Consider the following 20,541-nt stretch of genomic DNA (forward strand, 5'->3'; position numbering starts at 1 on the left):
CCTTTTTACCATTGTGAAAGTTAGACACAGGTCATAATCTGGTGAAATAAACCCATTTTTCCTTTGTCCATACTGCCCATGGTTTACCACAGGGAGTATATTTCCCTAAACTGACATTAATTTCACCTTTGATTGAAATCGCTATATCCTATAAATTCAAGTTTCAGCTTGAATGGCGGCGGGTATAAACCATGAGCACACTCGTTATATGAATATGCTGGAAAAAATCCAGAGTTACCTGGAACTATTGAGCAAATCTGAAAGGAAAGTCGCTGAAGTCATCCTTTCCTCACCTCAAACCGCCATTCACTCCAGCATCGCCCGACTGGCAACCATGGCCGATGTCAGTGAACCTACCGTCAATCGGTTTTGCCGCCGTCTTGATACTAAAGGGTTTCCCGACTTCAAATTACATTTGGCACAAAGTCTGGCCAACGGTACACCTTATGTAAACCGTAATGTAGAAGAAGATGACAGCGTGAGTGCCTACACCGATAAAATTTTTGAATCGGTCATGGCCTGCCTGGATATCGCCAAGGCAAATCTCGACATCGCAGCCATTAATCGTGCGGTTGATCTGCTGACACAAGCGAAGAAAATCTCTTTCTTCGGTTTAGGCGCTTCGGCTGCGGTAGCGCATGATGCCATGAACAAATTTTTCCGTTTCAATATCCCTGTGGTCTATTTTGATGACATCGTTATGCAACGTATGGGGTGTATGAATTCAACAGAAGGTGATGTAGTGGTGTTTATTTCGCACACCGGGCGCACTAAAAATCTGGTGGAAATGGCGCATCTGGCGCGTGAGAACGATGCCACCGTCATTGCTATTACCTCCCGTGATACCCCTTTGGCAAAAGAAGCCACTCTTGCCCTGCTATTAGATGTACCAGAAGATACAGATGTCTATATGCCAATGGTGTCACGCATTGCTCAATTAACGCTCATCGACGTACTGGCAACCGGATTTACTTTACGTCGCGGCGCTAAATTCAGAGATAACTTGAAGCGGGTCAAGGAAGCGTTGAAGGAATCGCGCTTTGATAAGGCAGGTGTCATGCCTGACAATATTGACACTTGAACGATTAAAAAACGCCATTCTGAGCTAATGCTAAGAATGGCGGAGTTTAACCCTGCGCGTCGCAGGTTCGTGCGGATAATCTGGCTGAAACAGTGACCCACTGAAAGTGGTTGTTTTGTCCGTTTTGGTTATCCTCTTTCATTGTAATACCATTTTTGCTTCACCAGTCAACGGAGTAATACATGTCCAGACGACTCAGAAGGACCAAGATCGTTACCACACTAGGCCCAGCTACTGACCGCGACAATAATCTGGAAAAGGTCATTGCCGCCGGAGCCAACGTAGTGCGCCTTAACTTTTCTCATGGCACAGCGGAAGATCAGTTGGCCAGAGCAGATAAAGTTCGTGAAATTGCGGCCAGATTAGGCCGCCATGTCGCTATTTTAGGCGACCTCCAAGGACCCAAAATCCGCGTTTCCACATTTAAGGAAGGTAAAATTTTCCTTAATATTGGTGATAAATTCCTGCTCGATGCCAATTTGTCTGTGGGTGAAGGCGACAAAGAAAAAGTGGGCATCGATTATAAAGGCCTGCCTGCCGATGTGGTCCCAGGTGATATTCTGTTGCTGGATGATGGCCGGGTACAACTGAAAGTGCTCGAAGTCCAGGGAATGAAAGTGTTTACCGAAGTGACCGTTGGTGGCCCCCTGTCGAATAATAAAGGCATCAACAAACTCGGTGGAGGCCTCTCTGCTGATGCGCTGACTGAAAAAGATAAGGCCGATATCATTACCGCTGCCAAAATTGGCGTCGACTATCTGGCGGTTTCCTTCCCTCGTACCGGTGAAGATCTAAACTACGCACGTCGTCTGGCTCGTGATGCTGGCTGTAATGCCAAAATTGTCTCAAAAGTAGAGCGTGCAGAGGCAGTACAAAGCGATGAAGCCATGGATGACATCATTCTGGCTTCTGACGTGGTGATGGTTGCACGTGGCGATTTAGGGGTGGAAATTGGTGACCCGGAACTGGTTGGTATCCAGAAAAAACTGATCCGTCGTGCCCGGAAGCTTAATCGCGCGGTGATCACCGCGACTCAAATGATGGAGTCGATGATCACTAACCCAATGCCAACCCGTGCTGAAGTGATGGATGTGGCCAACGCTGTCTTGGACGGTACCGATGCGGTCATGTTATCTGCTGAAACTGCGGCGGGACAATACCCAGCAGAAACGGTAGCTGCCATGGCGCGCGTTTGCCTGGGAGCAGAGAAAATCCCCAGTATCAACGTTTCCAAGCATCGTCTGGACGTACAATTCGACAATATTGAAGAAGCGATTGCCATGTCCACCATGTATGCGGCCAATCACCTGAAAGGGGTTACCGCGATCATCGCCATGACCGAGTCTGGTCGTACCGCATTGATGATGTCTCGTATCAGTTCCGGCCTGCCCATCTTCGCCATGTCACGCCATGAACATACCCTGAACCTGACTGCACTCTACCGTGGTGTGACGCCAGTGTACTTCGGCAGCCACAGCGATGGGGTGGTTGCCGCTAATGATGCGGTGAGCCGCCTGCGTGATAAAGGCTATCTGGTCTCTGGCGACTTGGTGCTGGTCACCCAAGGTGATGAGATGGGTACCGTTGGCACCACCAATACCTGCCGCATCCTGCGCGTCGAGTAATGACGAAATCGGTGCTTTGGTATTTTGGTCTTAAAGCTTATTTGGCATTTTGGTCTTAAAGCTTAAAAGCATAAAAGCCAGTCCGCAACCGGACTGGCTTTTTAGTGATATCCTTGAGCATAGAAGGCATCTTAAACCCGCTAAGCAAAGCTTAGCGGTATAGATCATCCCGCGAATAGGGTTCGGTTTCACCCTCTTTGCGCGTTTTCAGCAATTTCAGTATCCAGGTATACTGCTCTGGATTTGGGCCTACCAGATTTTCAACTTCTTCATTCATCCGCCGTGCAATTCGATGATCGTCAGCATCAGCCAGATCATCCATCGGTTCACGGATATAAATATCCAACATACTGGTTTTTCCGTCATAGACGGGGAACAGTGGCACAATTGCCGCTTTGCAGACTTTCATCAGGCGGCCAACAGCGGGCAAGGTGGCTTTATAAGTCGCAAAGAAATCAACAAACTGGCTGTGTTCAGCACCATGATCCTGATCAGGTAAGTAGTAACCCCAATAACCTTGACGTACCGAACTGATAAAAGGCTTAATACCATCATTACGTGCATGCATGCGCCCACCAAATTTACGACGCACGGTATTCCATAAATAATCCACCAAGGGATTACTCTGGTTGTGGAACATCGCCGCCATAGGTTGACCACGCGCCGCCATCAGCATCGCCGGCACATCCACCGCCCAGCCATGTGGCACCAGAAAGATCACATTACGACCTTCCTGGCGAATTTTGTCCAACACCGCCTCACCGTGCCAGCGCACACGTTTCAATACTTTTTCAGGTTGGGTACAGGCCAGTTCAGCCATCAGAACCATCGACTGTGGTGCACTGGCGAACATCTCATCGATGATATGTTCACGCTCGGCCTCAGATAAATCTGGCAGGCAATACAATAGATTGATGCGAGCCCGACGGCGAGCCCCTTTGGCAACCTTTCCTGTCAGCTTGCCAAGCTTGCCAAGTAACGGGTCTCGTACCTTGGCAGGTATCAAAGCAATACCCGCCATCAACCCAACACCTAACCAAACTCCCCAATAGCGCGGATGGTAGAAAGTTTTCTGGAATTGAGGAATAAACTCCAGATTGGATTTTTTTTCTTCTTGTATCAACTTGCTCTTGCCTCTAAGCATGCTCGCAAAAATCATCACCCTGCACTACAGGTCTCAGCGGTAATTAATTCAGTTGCAACTGTGGCGCTACCTCTTTCACTAGTGCCAGATAATCAGTGCGATCTTTGCCAGTCAAACCTTCAGAACGAGGCAGTTTAGCCGTCATAGGGTTCACCGCCTGCTTATTGTTCCACAACTCAAAGTGCAAATGTGGGCCTGTGGAACGGCCGGTGTTACCAGAAAGCGCGATGCGATCACCACGTTTCACTTTCTGCCCTGGTTTAACCAACAATTTTTTCAGGTGCATATAGTGAGTGGTATATTGGCGCCCGTGGCGAATGGCCACATAGTTCCCGGCTGCACCACTGTGCTTGGCAATCACCACCTCGCCATCACCTACCGCCACCACTGGCGTGCCGACAGGCATGGAGAAGTCAACGCCCTTATGAGGCGCAACACGCCCCGTCACTGGGTTAACGCGGCGTGGACTGAAACCAGAAGTAATACGGAACTGTTTCATGGTTGGGAAACGCATAAAGCCACGGGCCAACCCAGAGCCCTCACGATCATAGAATTTGCCATCTTCAGCACGGATAGCATAGTAATCTTTACCACCGCTGTTCATCCGTACCCCTAACAATTGGCTCTGTTCGCTCTTACCATCAAACTCTTCGCGCGACATCAGCACCGCAAACTGATCTCCTTTACGCAATTTACTCAAATCGAGCTGCCACTGTAATGCCTTCACCACGGCACTAATTTCTGCACGTGACAGGCCTACAGCCGCAGCGCTGTTAACAAAGCTGCCATTGAGCTGGCCATTAACTACCGTGTTGCGCCATTCACCCTTCTGCGTCTCAACGGTTTCTTTGAACGTATTACCTATGCGCTCATAAATTCGCGTTTCACGACGGGAGACCTCCCAAGTCAAACTTTGCATATCCCCTGCCTCATTGAGGGTCCAGGAAAGTTGTTGGCCGATCTTCAGATTACGTAATTCCCGATTCTGTGATGCCAGCATCGAAACATCAGACATTTCGATACCGTACTCAGTCAGAATACTACCTAAGGTGTCCCCCGTAGAAACCACATACTCATTCTGCCCAGCGGTCTTTTGGTCCAGCTCATCTTGAGGAATATTGTCATCGGGAGTGGGTTGATCCGCATCGATAGGTTCACTGGCTTCAGGCAATAAGCTTCTTACCTGACTAGGTTCTAGCTCGACGCTTTTCACTTCTGGTCCAGCAGCTGTAACAGCCGGAGCATGTTCTGGGTGATAAACTGTGGGCCGCCAGATGGCAACGGCTAGCGTAACAACGGTCAACGACCCCAACATCACGCGGTGGGGCCGAGGCAGGTTGCTATACGCCAGGGTGATAGTTTTTACTACCTTCTGCACTCAATACTATCCTTCTTGTCTTTACTTCAGACAGCTCAGGTACTGGTTAGACAACGCTTGCAGGAAATTCCCGTAGCTCTCTTTTCCCAGTGCAATGCCGCTGCCCAACGGGTCCAGCGTTCCAGAACGCACTTGTGTCCCTTTGGCAACGGCATTAATAACGGCCGGTCTGAATTGTGGCTCAGCAAAAACGCAAACTGCTTTCTGCTCAACCAACTGTGTTCGAATTTGATGTAAACGCTGCGCGCCAGGCTGAATTTCAGGGTTAACGGTAAAATGCCCCAATGGACTCAAGCCGAAGTGTTTTTCAAAGTAGCCATAAGCATCATGAAAAACAAAATATCCCTTACTTTGCACTGGCGTCAGTATTCTAACAAGATTTTTGTCAGTTTGCGCTAGCTGATCCTCGAACTGGCGCAGGTTTGCATCTAATTTGTCCTTATTTTGCGGCATAAGTTCCAACAACCTGTCATGAATCGCGATCGCCGTCACTTTTGCTATCTCTGGTGACAGCCACATGTGTTGATTGTATTCGCCATGGTTATGTTCATTTTCTGCTGCCGTAGCGCTATCTGTCGCATGCTTATGGTCATGATCATGGTCATGCTTCTGGTTATGGTCATGCTCATTCTTATGGTCATGCTCATTCTTATGGTCATGCTCATCATCCCCTTTAATCAGCAAAGGTTGCACTGCTGGCAGTTCACTGATGGCCAATTGTTTATTGGCTGGGATCTGCTTCAAGGATTTACTTAAAAACGCCTCCATATCTGGCCCCACCCATAGCACCAAATCGGCACTCTGTAAGCGTTTGATATCCGATGGACGCAAAGCAAAATCATGGGGTGATGCGCCATCTGGCAATAAAACTTCTGTTGGCATTACCCCATCAGCAATGGCTGAGGCGATAAAGCCTAAAGGGCGAATCGATGTCACAACCGCAGCTGTCGCACTGCCTGCCATCATCAGTGAACCGGCAATTAACGTATATTGCAGCCATTTATTTTTGTGTACCATGTGGGTCATCCTGTCGTTTTCAATCATGTGATGTGATATTATAACATTCGGTTTGTTCCGCAAAGTTAATTACAACTATGTCAACACTGGTAACATTAAAAAACATCTCCGTTGCATTTGGCAGCCGTAACGTTCTGAGCCATATTTCACTCAACCTTCAGGCTGGGCGTATTCTCACGCTGCTTGGGCCTAATGGTGCAGGTAAATCAACCCTGGTTCGCGTTGTGCTTGGGCTGGTGCCCCCCACAGAGGGCCGGATTCAATGCCAACCCGGGCTACGTATTGGCTATGTGCCACAGAAGCTGCATCTTGATGCCACCCTCCCCTTAACGGTCGGCCGTTTTATGCGCCTTAAGCCCGGGGTGAAACAAGCGGATATTTTACCCGCACTCAAGCGGGTGCAGGCCGCCCATTTACTCGAACAGCCGATGCAAAAACTGTCCGGGGGTGAAAACCAGCGGGTACTGCTGGCCCGAGCCTTATTAAATCAGCCACAGCTTTTGGTTCTGGATGAACCCACTCAAGGGGTAGACGTTAGCGGCCAGTTGGCGTTGTATAATTTGATCGACCAACTACGTAAAGAGTTGGACTGCGCAGTGCTCATGGTGTCTCATGACCTGCACCTGGTAATGGCAAAAACCGATGAAGTACTCTGCTTAAATCAACATATCTGTTGTTCTGGCACCCCGGAAGTGGTCTCCATGCACCCTGAATTTATCGCCATGTTTGGTCAACGCGGGGCAGAACAACTGGCCATTTACCGTCATCATCATAATCACCGGCACGATTTACACGGCAAAATCGTGCTGAAAAGCCAAGGGCAGTAAACGATGATTGAACTGTTATTTCCCGGCTGGCTCGCCGGTGTGTTGTTAGCTGCCGCTGCAGGTCCACTGGGTTCTTTCGTGGTGTGGCGTCGCATGTCTTACTTTGGCGATACCCTGGCGCATGCGTCATTACTGGGTGTCGCTTTCGGTTTATTATTGGGTGTTAACCCATTCTATGCCGTCATTGCGGCCACGTTGCTACTGGCGTTATTGCTGGTTTGGCTGGAACATCGTCCACAACTGGCTATTGATACCTTGCTGGGTATCCTGGCTCACAGTGCCCTGTCACTGGGTTTGGTGGTGGTGGCGCTGATGTCTAATGTCCGTGTCGATTTGATGGCGTATCTGTTTGGTGATTTGCTGTCCGTCACCCTCAGTGATATTTGGCTGATCGCCAGTGGCGTGGTAGTGGTACTGCTGTTGTTATGGTGGCAATGGCGGCCACTGTTATCCATGACCATCAGCCCTGAAATGGCGCATGTGGATGGTGTGAATATCTCCCGCAGCCGGACCATTTTAATGCTAGTCACCGCTTTAACCATCGGCTTGGCAATGAAATTTGTCGGCGCTCTGATTATTACCTCATTACTGATCATTCCCGCGGCGGCAGCACGCCGTTTTGCCCGTACACCAGAGCAAATGGCAGGTTATGCGGTCATAATAGGGATGATTGCGGTGACAGGTGGGCTCGCATTTTCAGCCTGTTACGATACACCGGCGGGCCCTTCCGTGGTGCTCTGTGCCGCGGTGTTGTTTGTGCTGAGTCTGTCTAAAAAGCAGTTGGCTTAGTGTGATGCTTAGGGGCGGTCAAGCCGCCCCTTAAACAGCATGTCACACATTAATCCGCTGGGCGTTCAATACCAAAATGCTTATAGGCATGGTTGGTCGCCATTCGGCCTCTGGGGGTGCGTTGAATAAATCCCTGTTGGATCAGAAAAGGTTCGATCACATCTTCTATGGTTTCACGTTCCTCACCAATTGCCGCAGCCAAGTTATCCAGCCCGACCGGCCCACCGGTAAATTTGTCAATAATCGCCAATAATAATTTGCGATCCATATAGTCGAAACCTTCCGCATCTACATTGAGCAGATCCAAGGCCTGCATCGCCACTTCGCCATTAATCTCCCCATTGGCCCGTACTTCGGCAAAATCACGTACCCGGCGCAACAAGCGGTTGGCGATACGGGGCGTACCACGGGCCCGCCTGGCTACCTCATGGGCACCATCAGCGGAAAGCGTCAAGCCCAGGCAATTGGCACTGCGTGTAACGATATGCTCGAGATCAGCCACCTGATAAAACTCCAGGCGCTGCACAATCCCAAAACGGTCACGTAACGGAGAGGTTAACGAACCCGCGCGCGTGGTTGCGCCAACCAGCGTAAACGGGGGGAGATCGAGCTTGATTGAACGCGCTGCCGGACCTTCGCCGATCATAATATCCAGTTGGTAATCTTCCATCGCCGGATACAACACTTCTTCTACTACCGGTGACAGGCGATGTATTTCATCGATAAACAGAACGTCGTGCGGCTCTAAATTGGTGAGCATCGCCGCCAGATCGCCGGCTTTCTCAAGTACCGGGCCCGAGGTGGTCCGTAAATTCACCCCCATCTCATTGGCTACAATGTTGGCCAGCGTGGTTTTCCCCAAACCTGGGGGGCCAAAAATCAACAGATGATCAAGGGCATCACCACGCTGCCTAGCTGCCTGAATAAAGATTTCCATCTGTTCCCGCACATGAGGCTGCCCCACATATTCCGTTAGCAACTTAGGGCGGATAGCACGGTCCAACACGTCTTCTTCATTCAGCGGTTCGGCAGAAATCAAGCGGTCGGCTTCAATCATTTTCTACCCCTTGCAACCTTAGAGAGCGGCACGTAAGGCATCGCGGATTAAGGTTTCGCAATCTGCCCCCGGTTTAGCAATTTTGCTGATCATACGGCTGGCTTCTTGGGGTTTATAGCCCAGAGACACCAATGCCGATACCGCTTCTGCTTCATTATCCCTTTCAGCCATTTTGGCCGCACTGACAGGTAAAGGGATCTCACTACTGCTATTAAACAGATCACCATTTAACCCTTTGAAGCGGTCTTTCATTTCTACGACCAGACGTTCTGCGGTCTTTTTCCCTACCCCGGGTAACTTGATCAGAGCAGTGATCTCCTCACGCTCCACCGCGCTGACAAACTGCTGCGCAGACATACCCGAGAGAATAGCCAGAGCCAGCTTGGGCCCCACCCCATTAACCTTGATCAACTCGCGAAACAGTGCCCGCTCCTGTTTATCATTGAAGCCATACAGGAGTTGAGCATCTTCGCGCACCACAAATTGGGTAAATACGATAGCTTCTTGCCCCAGTTCTGGTAGCTCATAGAAGCAGGTCATTGGCATATGCACTTCATAGCCAACACCGTTGGCTTCCAATAGCACCAGCGGTGGCTGCTTTTCCAGAATAACCCCTCTGAGACGACCTATCATTACCCCTCCTGAATAAACACTGCCTGTGGCGTAGGTGACACATTAATGATAAAGCTTATACCATAAAAAAGGCTGGATGAATATCCAGCCCATAGCGACTCAACACTTTTTTAGTGGCAACGATAATGGTGGCAATGTCACCCCATTATCGTACGCGACCCCGCGCCAGATTGAGCCGCCCTTCGTTCATACGCAACAGATTCTGGCTGAGATGACAATGAGTAATAGCAATCGCCAAGGCATCGGCGGCGTCCGCCTGCGGATTGGCAGAAAGTTTCAACAATGAGCGAACCATATGCTGAACTTGCGCTTTTTCTGCCGCACCGGTACCGACCACCGTCTGTTTTACCTGGCGTGCTGCATACTCAAACACTTCCAACTGTTGATTAACCGCTGCGACAATCGCTACCCCTCTCGCCTGCCCTAATTTAAGTGCCGAGTCCGGATTTTTAGCCATAAAGACTTGTTCGATGGCAAAAAAATCGGGTCTAAACTGAGTGATAATTTCACTCACCCCAGCATAAATCAGTTTAAGCCGCGTTGGCATATCATCTGTCGAGGTACGGATACAGCCGCTGGCAATATAAATTAATTGGCGGCCTTGCTGACGGATAAGACCATAACCGGTGACGCGTGAGCCGGGATCGATACCCAGTATGATCGCCATTGCTACCACCACCTTGTATTAAGCATTGATTTTACCCGGCGTTGCCAACCGGCAACGCCACTGGTCAGCCACATTACAGCGTCGCGGCGATCTCATCAGAGATTTCACCATTGTGGTAAACCTCCTGAACATCATCGCAATCTTCCAGCATATCGATCAGCCGCAGTAATTTTGGTGCGGTTTCTTCATCCATATCGGCTTTCGTCGATGGGATCATCGATACTTCTGCCGCTTCAGCTTCAAACCCGGTAGCCGTCAATGCATCTTTGACTTCACCCAGATTTTCCCAAGCAGTGAAAACATCAATGGCGCCATCGTCATAAGCCACAATATCTTCCGCACCCGCCTCAAGCGCCGCTTCCATCACCGAGTCTTCATCCAGACCTGGTGCATAGGTGATCACGCCTTTTTTGGTGAACAGATAGGCTACCGAGCCATCGGTGCCGAGGTTACCACCACATTTACTGAAAGCATGGCGAACTTCTGCCACGGTACGGTTACGGTTGTCACTCAGGCACTCAATCATCACTGCCGTACCGCCAGGGCCATAACCTTCATAGATGATGGTTTCCATATTGGAATCATCATCACCGCCGACACCACGAGCAATGGCACGGTTTAGCGTGTCACGCGTCATGTTATTAGACAGTGCCTTATCAATAGCGGCGCGCAAACGTGGGTTGGACCCAGGATCGCCCCCGCCTAGTTTGGCGGCAGTCACCAACTCGCGGATAATTTTAGTGAAAATCTTACCGCGTTTAGAGTCTTGTGCTGCTTTGCGGTGTTTTGTGTTGGCCCATTTACTATGACCTGCCATAAAAATATCTCCAAAAAAAACTACTGGACAGAGTGAATCACAAACTCTTCAATCGCCTGCTGATTGCTCCAGGATTTAGTCAGTTTGACCGCCTCGCTAGCTGCAAGCCATTGATATGCATGATGCTCGGTAAGTACCGGAGCACGCTCTTCAGGCAACGCCAGGCAGAACCAGTGCTCTTTATTATGTAAAGTTCCTGGCGCATAGCGATGCCGCAAGTGAGCAAAAAGTTCAAATTCCACACAGCGCTGGCAATCAAGCAACGGCAGATTTTCTGCCGCAATATCAATGCCAACCTCTTCCATGACTTCGCGCTGTGCAGCATGCTGCGGCAATTCATCGGCTTCCAGGCTGCCAGTCACTGACTGCCAGAACGCCATATCATCTCGCCGCTGCAACATCAGCACCCGACCACTGGCGGGTGAGTAAATCACCACCAGAATCGACTCGGGCCGCTTATAATTCATCACTCGCTCTCTTGTTCTGAGGCGGTTTTCTTCACCACGCTAATCGCTAACTCTTGCAAAGATGCCGGGTTGGCAAAGCTTGGTGCATCAGTCATCAGACAGGCTGCCGCGGTGGTTTTCGGGAAGGCAATAACGTCACGAATGTTTTCGGTACCCGTCAATAACATCACCAGACGATCAAGACCAAAAGCCAAACCTGCATGAGGTGGTGTGCCATATTTCAAGGCATCCAGCAAGAAGCCAAACTTCTCACGCTGTTCTTGTTGGTTGATACCCAGGATGCCAAATACCGTTTGCTGCATTTCACTGCGGTGAATACGTACTGAGCCGCCCCCCACTTCATAACCGTTCAGTACCATGTCATAAGCATTGGCTATGGCAGATAGTGGATCTTGCTGTAACGCCTCTGGGCTCATATCGCGAGGTGCCGTGAATGGGTGGTGCATCGCGGACAGGCCACCCTCGCCATCCTCTTCAAACATGGGGAAGTCAACCACCCACAGTGGTGCCCAGCTATCTAATTTGGTCAGGGACAAATCACGGCCTAACTTCAAGCGCAACGCACCCATCGCATCAGTCACAATTTTAACGTTGTCGGCACCAAAGAACAGGATATCACCGCTTTGCGCATCACAACGGGCCAAAATCGCTTCCAACACCTCAGGGCTCAAAAATTTGGCAACCGGGCTCTGAACACCCTCCAGACCTGCGCCACGATCATTGACCTTCAGCCACGCCAACCCTTTGGCACCGTAAATATTGACAAATGCCGTATATTCGTCGATCTGCTTGCGGGTCAACTGAGCCCCACCTGGTACGCGAATAACCGCTACGCGCCCTTTGGCATCGTTAGCCGGGCCAGAAAACACCTTGAATTCAACCTGTTTCACCAAGTCAGCCACATCCACCAGCTCGAGCGGATTACGCAGATCAGGCTTATCAGAACCAAAACGGCGCATCGCTTCGGCAAAGGTCATCACTGGGAATTTACCCAGATCCACCCCTTTTACCTCCTGCCATAAGTCTCGCGCCAGTTTCTCCATGATTTCACGCACCTGTGGTGCGGTCATAAACGAGGTTTCCACATCAATCTGAGTAAACTCAGGCTGACGATCCGCGCGCAAGTCTTCGTCACGGAAGCATTTGACTATCTGATAGTAACGGTCAAAGCCAGACATCATCAGCAACTGTTTGAACAATTGCGGAGACTGCGGCAACGCATAGAATTTGCCTTTATGTACGCGACTAGGGACCAGATAATCACGGGCCCCTTCTGGCGTAGCTTTGGTTAGCATCGGGGTTTCAATATCGAGAAAACCATGGCTATCCATAAAACGACGCACAAAGCTGGTGATCTTGGCACGGGTTTTCAGGCGTTCTGCCATTTCCGGGCGGCGTAGATCCAGGTAGCGATACTTTAGACGCGCTTCTTCAGTATTGATCTGATTGGCATCCAGCGGCATTGGTTCAGAGCGGTTGATAATCTCCAACCCATGGGCAAACACTTCCACTTCACCCGTGCTCATCTCTTTATTGCTCTGGTTCTCCGGGCGCGCACGCACGGTACCAACAACTTGAATGCAAAACTCGTTACGCAGTTCAAAGGCTTTATCGAAAGCTACTTTTTGGTCAGGATCGAAGAAAACCTGCACAATGCCTTCGCGATCACGCATATCAATAAAGATCAGACCGCCTAAATCACGACGACGGTTGACCCAACCACACAAAGTGACTTCTTTGCCAACGTGGGTCAGATTCAACTGCCCGCAATATTCAGTACGCATACGCTATCCTTTTGACTTAAACAGATCCCGCCGGAAATGAGGCATTATTGCTGCTGTCCGCACGGCTGCTATCTGATGAATGTTTACTTGCCCGTAGTAAAATCTGTAGCGCCCAAGCGCCCTCTGTCACTGCCAGAACGCAAAGCCGCCAACACGGGCTACAACACGGCGAGTCATCTCTCAACCCTGTAGCTGAAAATTTTTGCCGTTTCTATCACAACTTGAATGAACCGGATAGACCAACAGGCATCGCTCATTGGAATGAAGATCGGTAAAAAAGGCGGACATTATAAAGGAAATTCATGCGCCAGATAAGTGCGAAGCGCGCATTGTTGCCATGCAAATAGCTATCCGAGATCAGAGTTAAATCACTTTATGCCCGTTATCGCTAACACACCGCCAACTGGCGTAACACATTAAGTAACCACTTTTCCATTATCTCCGAACTCATTTCACCTAGTCTCTCCGCCCTGGCTGACGGTTCCGCTACGTTTTATCGGCCAAACATTCAAGTTATCGTTACTGCTGTGGCTTGAATGACCTAGAATAGACTATTACCCATTCCATAAGGAGATGTCCCATGTTGAAGCTTGATGCCCAAACCACCGCCCTGGTACTGATAGACCTGCAAAAAGGTATTCTGCCCTTTGCTGCTGGCCCTCACAGTGCCACTCAGGTGGTCAACCATGCAGCCCATCTGGCAGGTCGTTTCCGTGCACTGAATGCGCCGGTGTTTCTAGTGCGTGTCGGTTGGTCTGACTCTTTTGCCGAAGCGCTGAAACAACCAGTGGACAAGCCATCCCCCGCGCCAATTGGCGGGCTGCCTGACTTCTGGTGGGATTACCCGGAAGAGCTCGGGGTGCAAGAAAGCGACATATCCATCATTAAGCGCCAATGGGGTGCGTTCTACGGTACCGATCTTGATCTGCAACTACGCCGCCGTGGTATTAAAACTATCGTGCTGGGCGGTATCGCCACCAATATCGGGGTAGAGTCTACTGCGCGTAATGCCTGGGAACATGGCTATGAATTGGTGATTGCCGAAGATATGTGCAGTACCTACAGCAGCGAAATGCATCAGTTCGCCTGCGACAATATCTTCCCGCGTATCGCTCGTGTTCGCAGTACCAGTGAGATCCTCAACGCATTGTAACGCCCTACATATCTAAAACCAGGGAGGGCAGCGTCATGCCCCCTGGTTATTATGTAAACAACCAACGTGTATTGCGATAATAAACCGGTAAAAACTGACCTTATAACGGAGATAACATCGTTTTTTCCGCGACAGCCACATTAATGACAGCTATCATATTTACTGCCTGATTTGGTTAGGGAATGGAGTTAAAAATGGTAAGCGCGCTCTATGTAGTGCTTGGCGCATTGTTATTGCTCAAACTCTCTTTTGACGTAGTCAGACTAAGAATGCAATACCAGGTTGCCTTCGGTGACGGTGGTTTTTATGAGCTGCAAACCGCCATCCGTGTACATGGCAATGCCGTGGAATACATCCCTATCGCCATGATAATGCTCCTGATCATGGAGATGAATGGTGCTCAAGTCTGGATGGTACATCTTTGCGGGCTGCTATTAATGATTGGCAGATTGGTTCACTATTACGGTCTGCACCACCGCGATGTTAGCTGGCGCCGTTCAGGTATGGCTGCTACCTATGTTTCGTTGATACTGATGGTGATCGCCAATCTCTTTTACCTGCCATGGGATATGATTTTCAGCCTGCAATAGCGGTATCTGATTTCAGGTGGCCATTCGCCGCCTGCTTCTGCCGCAACTGATTTTCTGCTAGCATGCTCCCTTTCCTATTCTGACCTGATTTGCCGCTATGCCAAACCGCGATACTCTTTTTTCCGCCCCGATTGCCAAACTGGGTGACTGGACCTTTGACGAACGTGTCGCTGAAGTTTTTCCAGACATGATCCAGCGTTCAGTTCCTGGTTATTCCAACATAATCTCGATGATTGGTATGTTGGCTGAACGTTTTGTACAGCCAAACAGCCAGGTTTATGACATGGGTTGTTCGCTGGGCGCCGCTACGCTATCAATGCGCAGGAATATCAAAGTGCCGGGTTGCAACATCATTGCCATTGATAACTCTCCCGCCATGGTTGAACGTTGCCGCCGCCATCTTGATGCATTCCGTGCCGAAACACCGGTTGAGGTGATCGAAGCGGATATCCTCGACATCAATATTGAGAACGCCTCTCTGGTGGTGCTGAACTTTACTCTGCAATTTCTTGAACCAGCTGACCGCTTGCGTCTGCTCACCCAGGTTTATGCCGGGTTGCGGCCTGGTGGCGCGTTGGTGCTGTCAGAAAAATTCAACTTTGAAGACACTAAGGTGGATGAACTGCTATTTAATATGCACCACGACTTCAAACGCGCCAACGGTTACAGCGAACTGGAAATCAGTCAAAAACGCAGTATGTTGGAAAATGTCATGCTGACAGACTCCGTCGCCACACATAAAACCAGGCTGCAACAAGCCGGGTTTGAACATGCTGAAGTGTGGTTTCAATGCTTCAATTTTGGTTCGTTGATTGCCCTGAAATCAGGAGCCAGCGCATGATTGAGTTTGGAGATTTTTATCAGCGCATCGCCAAAAGCCCGCTAAGCCATTGGCTGGATACGCTACCAGCGCAAATCAGCGCTTGGCAACGGGAATCGCTGCACGGCAAATTTAAGCAGTGGTTCAACTCGGTGGAATATCTGCCCTCACTGATGCCCACCCAGCTCGACTTGCTGCATGGGGTACAGGCCAGTATCGATCCGCCGCTTTCACCCGGTCAGTTGGAAGGGATCGAAAAAATGCTGCGCTCCATGATGCCATGGCGCAAAGGGCCCTTTTCGCTGTATGGCATTGATATCGATACCGAATGGCACTCTGACTGGAAGTGGGATCGCGTATTGCCGCATATTTCGCCCTTAGCTGGCCGCACCATTCTTGATGTGGGTTGTGGCAGTGGCTACCACCTTTGGCGCATGATTGGGGCTGGGGCGCATTTAGCCGTCGGCATTGACCCGATGCAACTATTCTTGTGTCAGTTTGAAGCAGTCCGCAAACTGTTAGGCGGCGATCAGCGCGCCCATGTATTACCGCTAGGCATTGAACAATTACCGAATCTAGCAGCCTTCGATACCGTATTTTCTATGGGGGTGCTCTATCATCGCCGCTCACCATTGGACCATCTCTATCAGTTAAAAAATCAACTGGTTTCAGAAGGTGAACTGGTGCTAGAAACCTTGGTTGTGGCGGGTGATCAACATCAAGTGTTAGTGCCGGGTGATCGTTATGCTCAAATGCGTAACGTCTATTTTATCCCCTCTGCCGAGGCACTGAAATACTGGCTGGAAAAGTGTGGTTTTGTGGATGTGAAAATTGCTGATATCTGCCCCACAACGACCGCAGAACAGCGCCGTACCGATTGGATGACCAGCGAATCATTGGCTGAGTTTCTTGATCCTGACGACCACAGCAAAACGGTAGAAGGTTATCCAGCCCCCGTCCGTGCGGTACTCATTGCCAAAAAACCTTAAATTTCAATGCCAATAGCAGAATAGGACTCACCATTGTCTATTCTGCTATCTGGCAGAATGGCTTTTACTTCAAATTTACATTTTGAAAACATTTAAACACTGTGCATTTATCAATTATTAACTAAATTTAAAGTGTTGGTATTTCACCAACACCAGTGAAATCTTAGCCCTGAACACCTCTACCCTGTTCAGGGCTTTTTTTATTTCCGTCACGCTGTCATAGAGAAAGATGCGCATCAGCCCCGGGTTGCCGCTGGTGCTAACATCGCCAATGAATTTTTCATCGCCTCAACCATCTCACCATCAACACAATAATGACTGAATTCATCAAATTCATTGTCGGAACACATGGTAACTCCCGCCTTACGGTAACGCATGGTAGAAGGTACTGTATGACCGGCCGAGCTATGGAGCTCCTGAATTCCAATATCGACAAACTTATGTAAATTGCTCAAGCGTACCCCGGCGCCAGCCATTACCACCGGGCCTTTACTGGCACGTAGCAGATCACGCAACAACGGTAGCCCCAACTCAGCATTTTGTTGCTGACCAGAGGTAAGAATACGCGCCACCCCCAACTGGGTCAGTTGTTCTAACGCCATCATCGGGTTTTGGCACATATCGAATGCACGGTGGAAAGTTACCGCCATATTGCCACACAAGGCCATGACTTCCTGCATGCGAGACATATCAATATGCCCCTCACCATCCAGCATCCCCACCACGACGCCAGCAAACCCCATATCACGCAGTTGAGCGATATCCCGCTTGATGATGTCAAACTCAACGTCGCTATAACAAAAATCCCCTCCCCGTGGGCGTACTATCGGATGAACGGGTATCGTTATGCGTTCCTGTGCTAACTGCAACGCACCAAAACTCGGTGTTAATCCCCCTTCACTTTGGCTGGCACATAACTCGATTCGATCAGCTCCCGCCTGCTCAGCAGTGATGGCACAATCTACGCCATAACAACAAACTTCCAACTTAATCATTCACGCCTCCAGATAACGGCTAAAAATACTTCCATTGCTTGATGGCCCATCCTCTTGACGTCATCTCCCTTTATCAACTTGGCTATCAACAAATCAGTGCGAGGCGACAACTATGCCACTCAGTTTTCAATAATGCCTAGAGCAGGGTCACAGCAAGAAGGTTAAATCAGCCATATCGTCCCCCATACAACTTACGACCCGTCACTTTCACTCAGGCACGCCCGTTAGTGACAACGTCACGGATGGAGTAAGGGTGAAATTTAATAGTGACCTGACCATCACTCACCGCCAAGGTCGGATTCGCCAAGGACTCATCTTCAGATTTTGGCCAACTCTGTTTCAAGCTAATTCCGGGCTGCAGCAGTGCTTCATCCGCCAGTTGTTCCAATGCGCGGGTATATAAGGTCGCGGGATCACCGGCCAGGACTAATTCCACATGTTCCCAGCCTTCATGGGGATAACGTTTCTTCCCTGGATACGGCAGTTCTATACAGTCGATCTGCCATGGCCCCACCTGCAACGGCACCGTTAAGTCAAACAGACAGATGACTCGCCCATTGATGATGTTTTCAGAAAGCAGAACACCGCACTGCAGCACCCCCTGCCGCCAACGTTCAGCAGTGCTATCTTGATGGCAACGCAGCGAAATATGGTCGGCGTGATACTGTGATAACTCAAGGTGTAACTTTTGCGCAAATTCGCTCAATGCTTGTTCAAAGCGGGGTAAATCCAGCGCCAGATCGTTAAGTTCGTTAATTGATAAAAGGTCAGTCATGATGTTAATCATCTCTTACTCGTTACATCGGCTAATAATCTCATAGTTTACCGGAACAATCTCGCCGCTGATGCCATGGACAAATGCAGCCAATTACTGACGTAGCGCCGCGAATCGGTTACAATTACAGGCTGTTTTATGTTTGTCATTAAGGTAACCCGGTGAATATTCAGGCTCTTCTATCAGATAAAGTCAGCCAGGCGCTGATTGCCGCAGGTGCGCCAGCGGATTGTGAAGCTCAGGTTCGTCAATCGGCCAAAGCACAGTTTGGTGATTATCAGGCTAACGGTGTGATGTCCGTTGCTAAAAAACTGGGGATGCCACCGCGACAACTGGCAGAGAAAGTCGTCCAGTTGCTGGAACTAGGCGATATTGCCAATAAAGTAGAAATTGCCGGCCCGGGGTTTATCAATATCTTTCTCAACAGTGACTGGGTAGCCCACCAGGCTGATGCCATTCTGTTCGCCCCCAAACTCGGTATTGCCCCGGTTAAGCCGCAGACCATCGTCATTGATTACTCTGCCCCCAACGTGGCCAAAGAGATGCATGTCGGCAACCTGCGCTCCACCATCATTGGTGATGCCGCTGCCCGTACTCAAGAATTTCTCGGCCATAAAGTGATCCGTGCCAACCATGTGGGTGACTGGGGTACCCAGTTCGGCATGTTGATTGCTTATCTGGAAAAGATGCAAAACGAAAACGCCAGCGATATGGAACTGGCGGATTTGGAACAGTTTTACCGCGAAGCCAAGAAAAATTACGATGAAGATGAAGCCTTTGCCCTACGTGCCCGTGGTTATGTGGTGAAGTTGCAAGGGGGCGATGAATACTGTTTGAAGATGTGGCGCAAACTGGTGGATATCACCATGGCGCAGAACCAACTCTCCTACGACCGCTTAAATGTCACCCTGACCAACGATGATGTGATGGGTGAAAGCCTCTACAACACCATGTTGCCCGCTATCGTCGCTGATCTGAAAGCCAAGGGGTTGGCGGTAGAAAGTGAAGGTGCCACCGTGGTCTTTCTGGACGAATACAAAAATAAAGATGGCGACCCGATGGGGGTCATTATCCAGAAAAAAGATGGCGGTTACCTGTACACCACTACCGATATTGCCTGTGCAAAATACCGTTTTGAAACTTTGGGTGCTGACCGCATTCTTTATTACATCGACTCACGCCAACATCAGCACCTGATGCAAGCCTGGGCTATCGTGCGCAAAGCAGGCTACGTGCCGGACTCGGTAACCCTGGAGCACCATATGTTCGGCATGATGCTGGGTAAAGATGGTAAACCGTTCAAGACCCGCACAGGTGGCACGGTGAAACTGTCTGAACTGTTAGATGAGGCCATCGAGCGTGCTAACAAGCTGATTGCTGATAAAAATCCGCAGATGCCTGGGGATGAAATACAAGCTATTGCCAATGTAGTGGGTATTGGTGCAATAAAATACGCGGATTTGTCAAAAAATCGTACTACCGACTATATGTTCGATTGGGACAACATGTTGGCCTTTGAGGGCAATACCGCCCCCTATATGCAATATGCATATAGCCGTGTTGCGTCGGTGTTCAAACGTGCTGATGTGGCTGAAAGCGACCTGACCTTACCGTTGGTAATAACCGAAGAACGCGAACAGCTGTTGGCTACCTGCCTGCTACAGTTCGAAGAAACCCTCACGGTAGTGGCCCGCGAAGGTACACCTCATGTGATGTGTGCTTACCTGTACGATTTGGCTGGGCTGTTCTCCGCTTTCTACGAGCATTGCCAGATCCTCAATGCCGAAAGCGAACAAACCCGCCAGAGTCGCCTGAAGTTGGCGCTGCTGACCGCCAAAACGCTAAAAACCGGCCTGGATACACTGGGGATCGCTACCGTCGAGCGCATGTAATAGCCACGATAGCGTTAAAAAAGGTCGCTGCGGCGACCTTT

The 20,541-nt window shown here is 49.8% G+C and carries 20 protein-coding genes; 9 read left to right on the forward strand and 11 right to left on the reverse strand.

What is annotated here, in order from left to right; translation table 11 throughout:
- Positions 1-208: 208 nt before the first annotated feature.
- Entirely contained in the window at positions 209-1,081 is an 873-nt protein-coding gene (locus tag ACX9GV_RS09070; protein ID WP_473197808.1) for a MurR/RpiR family transcriptional regulator, read from the forward strand.
- A 182-nt stretch (positions 1,082-1,263) separates the two neighbouring features.
- Positions 1,264-2,706: a pyruvate kinase gene (gene pyk / locus ACX9GV_RS09075; RefSeq protein ID WP_023490818.1), complete on the forward strand. Its 1,443-nt coding sequence runs from the start codon at positions 1,264-1,266 to the stop codon at positions 2,704-2,706.
- Between the two features lie 151 nt (positions 2,707-2,857).
- Here pyk and lpxM read toward each other — a convergent pair whose 3' ends face one another.
- From lpxM to znuA, 3 genes are all read right to left on the reverse strand, one after another.
- A complete protein-coding gene (gene lpxM / locus ACX9GV_RS09080; protein WP_037386045.1) occupies positions 2,858-3,826 on the reverse strand; it encodes a lauroyl-Kdo(2)-lipid IV(A) myristoyltransferase in 969 nt (322 codons plus the stop codon).
- A gap of 67 nt (positions 3,827-3,893) precedes the next feature.
- Positions 3,894-5,228: a murein DD-endopeptidase MepM gene (gene mepM, locus ACX9GV_RS09085; RefSeq protein ID WP_023490816.1), complete on the reverse strand. Its 1,335-nt coding sequence runs from the start codon at positions 5,226-5,228 to the stop codon at positions 3,894-3,896.
- A 21-nt stretch (positions 5,229-5,249) separates the two neighbouring features.
- Positions 5,250-6,245 (reverse strand): zinc ABC transporter substrate-binding protein ZnuA, encoded by a 996-nt coding sequence (gene znuA, locus ACX9GV_RS09090; RefSeq protein ID WP_473197809.1) that lies wholly within the window; start codon positions 6,243-6,245, stop codon positions 5,250-5,252.
- 77 nt (positions 6,246-6,322) lie between these two features.
- Here znuA and znuC point away from each other — a divergent pair, with 77 nt between their 5' ends.
- Positions 6,323-7,072, forward strand: a complete 750-nt coding sequence (znuC, locus tag ACX9GV_RS09095; protein WP_023490814.1) for a zinc ABC transporter ATP-binding protein ZnuC — start codon at positions 6,323-6,325, stop codon at positions 7,070-7,072.
- Positions 7,073-7,075: 3 nt separating this feature from the next.
- Positions 7,076-7,861, forward strand: a complete 786-nt coding sequence (znuB, locus tag ACX9GV_RS09100) for a zinc ABC transporter permease subunit ZnuB (protein WP_473197810.1) — start codon at positions 7,076-7,078, stop codon at positions 7,859-7,861.
- A gap of 49 nt (positions 7,862-7,910) precedes the next feature.
- On the opposite strand, the gene ruvB is transcribed toward znuB, so the two are convergent.
- From ruvB to aspS, 6 genes are all read right to left on the reverse strand, one after another.
- Positions 7,911-8,918: a Holliday junction branch migration DNA helicase RuvB gene (gene ruvB / locus ACX9GV_RS09105; protein ID WP_473197811.1), complete on the reverse strand. Its 1,008-nt coding sequence runs from the start codon at positions 8,916-8,918 to the stop codon at positions 7,911-7,913.
- An 18-nt stretch (positions 8,919-8,936) separates the two neighbouring features.
- Positions 8,937-9,551, reverse strand: a complete 615-nt coding sequence (ruvA, locus tag ACX9GV_RS09110) for a Holliday junction branch migration protein RuvA (protein ID WP_473197812.1) — start codon at positions 9,549-9,551, stop codon at positions 8,937-8,939.
- A gap of 145 nt (positions 9,552-9,696) precedes the next feature.
- The gene (gene ruvC / locus ACX9GV_RS09115; RefSeq protein ID WP_473197813.1) at positions 9,697-10,218 is read right to left on the reverse strand and encodes a crossover junction endodeoxyribonuclease RuvC; all 522 of its coding nucleotides are present in this window, start codon (positions 10,216-10,218) and stop codon (positions 9,697-9,699) included.
- 73 nt (positions 10,219-10,291) lie between these two features.
- Positions 10,292-11,035 carry a YebC/PmpR family DNA-binding transcriptional regulator gene (locus tag ACX9GV_RS09120; RefSeq protein ID WP_023490809.1) on the reverse strand — a complete coding sequence of 248 codons (744 nt, stop codon included), beginning with the start codon at positions 11,033-11,035 and terminating at the stop codon, positions 10,292-10,294.
- 20 nt (positions 11,036-11,055) lie between these two features.
- On the reverse strand, positions 11,056-11,502 hold the full coding sequence (gene nudB, locus ACX9GV_RS09125; RefSeq protein ID WP_023490808.1) for a dihydroneopterin triphosphate diphosphatase: 447 nt from the start codon (positions 11,500-11,502) through the stop codon (positions 11,056-11,058).
- Entirely contained in the window at positions 11,502-13,286 is a 1,785-nt protein-coding gene (aspS, locus tag ACX9GV_RS09130) for an aspartate--tRNA ligase (protein ID WP_023490807.1), read from the reverse strand. The genes nudB and aspS overlap by 1 nt, the downstream gene beginning before the upstream one ends.
- Before the next feature lie 580 nt (positions 13,287-13,866).
- On the opposite strand from aspS, the gene ACX9GV_RS09135 reads away from it, so the two are divergent.
- The 4 genes from ACX9GV_RS09135 (at position 13,867) to cmoB (ending at position 16,838) form a co-directional block, all read left to right on the forward strand.
- Entirely contained in the window at positions 13,867-14,439 is a 573-nt protein-coding gene (locus ACX9GV_RS09135) for a hydrolase (RefSeq protein ID WP_473197814.1), read from the forward strand.
- A 194-nt stretch (positions 14,440-14,633) separates the two neighbouring features.
- The gene (locus ACX9GV_RS09140) at positions 14,634-15,029 is read left to right on the forward strand and encodes an MAPEG family protein (RefSeq protein WP_023490805.1); all 396 of its coding nucleotides are present in this window, start codon (positions 14,634-14,636) and stop codon (positions 15,027-15,029) included.
- A gap of 97 nt (positions 15,030-15,126) precedes the next feature.
- Entirely contained in the window at positions 15,127-15,870 is a 744-nt protein-coding gene (gene cmoA / locus ACX9GV_RS09145) for a carboxy-S-adenosyl-L-methionine synthase CmoA (protein WP_473197815.1), read from the forward strand.
- Positions 15,867-16,838: a tRNA 5-methoxyuridine(34)/uridine 5-oxyacetic acid(34) synthase CmoB gene (cmoB, locus tag ACX9GV_RS09150; protein ID WP_473197816.1), complete on the forward strand. Its 972-nt coding sequence runs from the start codon at positions 15,867-15,869 to the stop codon at positions 16,836-16,838. Before cmoA ends, cmoB begins: the two co-directional genes overlap by 4 nt.
- A gap of 236 nt (positions 16,839-17,074) precedes the next feature.
- Here the strand turns inward: cmoB and cutC are convergent, their stop codons facing one another.
- Together cutC and ACX9GV_RS09160 are read right to left on the reverse strand one after the other, a co-directional pair.
- Positions 17,075-17,833, reverse strand: coding sequence for a copper homeostasis protein CutC (cutC, locus tag ACX9GV_RS09155; protein WP_473197817.1), 759 nt, complete (start codon positions 17,831-17,833; stop codon positions 17,075-17,077).
- A 211-nt stretch (positions 17,834-18,044) separates the two neighbouring features.
- On the reverse strand, positions 18,045-18,608 hold the full coding sequence (locus tag ACX9GV_RS09160; protein ID WP_473197818.1) for a VOC family protein: 564 nt from the start codon (positions 18,606-18,608) through the stop codon (positions 18,045-18,047).
- Positions 18,609-18,769: 161 nt separating this feature from the next.
- Here ACX9GV_RS09160 and argS point away from each other — a divergent pair, with 161 nt between their 5' ends.
- Positions 18,770-20,500, forward strand: a complete 1,731-nt coding sequence (argS, locus tag ACX9GV_RS09165; protein WP_473197819.1) for an arginine--tRNA ligase — start codon at positions 18,770-18,772, stop codon at positions 20,498-20,500.
- Positions 20,501-20,541: the final 41 nt, after the last annotated feature.

Source organism: Serratia sp. 25CWL12, assembly GCF_055790885.1.

What these genes read in the sequence shown, in the direction of transcription:
- ACX9GV_RS09135 (WP_473197814.1), top strand. Translation starts at nt 13,867, where the DNA reads ATGTTGAAGCTTGATGCCCAAACCACCGCCCTGGTACTGATAGACCTG.
- pyk (WP_023490818.1), top strand. Translation starts at nt 1,264, where the DNA reads ATGTCCAGACGACTCAGAAGGACCAAGATCGTTACCACACTAGGCCCA.
- ACX9GV_RS09160 (WP_473197818.1), bottom strand. Translation starts at nt 18,608, where the DNA reads ATGACTGACCTTTTATCAATTAACGAACTTAACGATCTGGCGCTGGAT.
- ruvB (WP_473197811.1), bottom strand. Translation starts at nt 8,918, where the DNA reads ATGATTGAAGCCGACCGCTTGATTTCTGCCGAACCGCTGAATGAAGAA.
- aspS (WP_023490807.1), bottom strand. Translation starts at nt 13,286, where the DNA reads ATGCGTACTGAATATTGCGGGCAGTTGAATCTGACCCACGTTGGCAAA.
- cmoB (WP_473197816.1), top strand. Translation starts at nt 15,867, where the DNA reads ATGATTGAGTTTGGAGATTTTTATCAGCGCATCGCCAAAAGCCCGCTA.
- nudB (WP_023490808.1), bottom strand. Translation starts at nt 11,502, where the DNA reads ATGAATTATAAGCGGCCCGAGTCGATTCTGGTGGTGATTTACTCACCC.
- ruvC (WP_473197813.1), bottom strand. Translation starts at nt 10,218, where the DNA reads ATGGCGATCATACTGGGTATCGATCCCGGCTCACGCGTCACCGGTTAT.
- cutC (WP_473197817.1), bottom strand. Translation starts at nt 17,833, where the DNA reads ATGATTAAGTTGGAAGTTTGTTGTTATGGCGTAGATTGTGCCATCACT.
- znuC (WP_023490814.1), top strand. Translation starts at nt 6,323, where the DNA reads ATGTCAACACTGGTAACATTAAAAAACATCTCCGTTGCATTTGGCAGC.
- ACX9GV_RS09070 (WP_473197808.1), top strand. Translation starts at nt 209, where the DNA reads ATGAATATGCTGGAAAAAATCCAGAGTTACCTGGAACTATTGAGCAAA.
- znuB (WP_473197810.1), top strand. Translation starts at nt 7,076, where the DNA reads ATGATTGAACTGTTATTTCCCGGCTGGCTCGCCGGTGTGTTGTTAGCT.
- cmoA (WP_473197815.1), top strand. Translation starts at nt 15,127, where the DNA reads ATGCCAAACCGCGATACTCTTTTTTCCGCCCCGATTGCCAAACTGGGT.
- ACX9GV_RS09120 (WP_023490809.1), bottom strand. Translation starts at nt 11,035, where the DNA reads ATGGCAGGTCATAGTAAATGGGCCAACACAAAACACCGCAAAGCAGCA.
- znuA (WP_473197809.1), bottom strand. Translation starts at nt 6,245, where the DNA reads ATGGTACACAAAAATAAATGGCTGCAATATACGTTAATTGCCGGTTCA.
- ACX9GV_RS09140 (WP_023490805.1), top strand. Translation starts at nt 14,634, where the DNA reads ATGGTAAGCGCGCTCTATGTAGTGCTTGGCGCATTGTTATTGCTCAAA.
- ruvA (WP_473197812.1), bottom strand. Translation starts at nt 9,551, where the DNA reads ATGATAGGTCGTCTCAGAGGGGTTATTCTGGAAAAGCAGCCACCGCTG.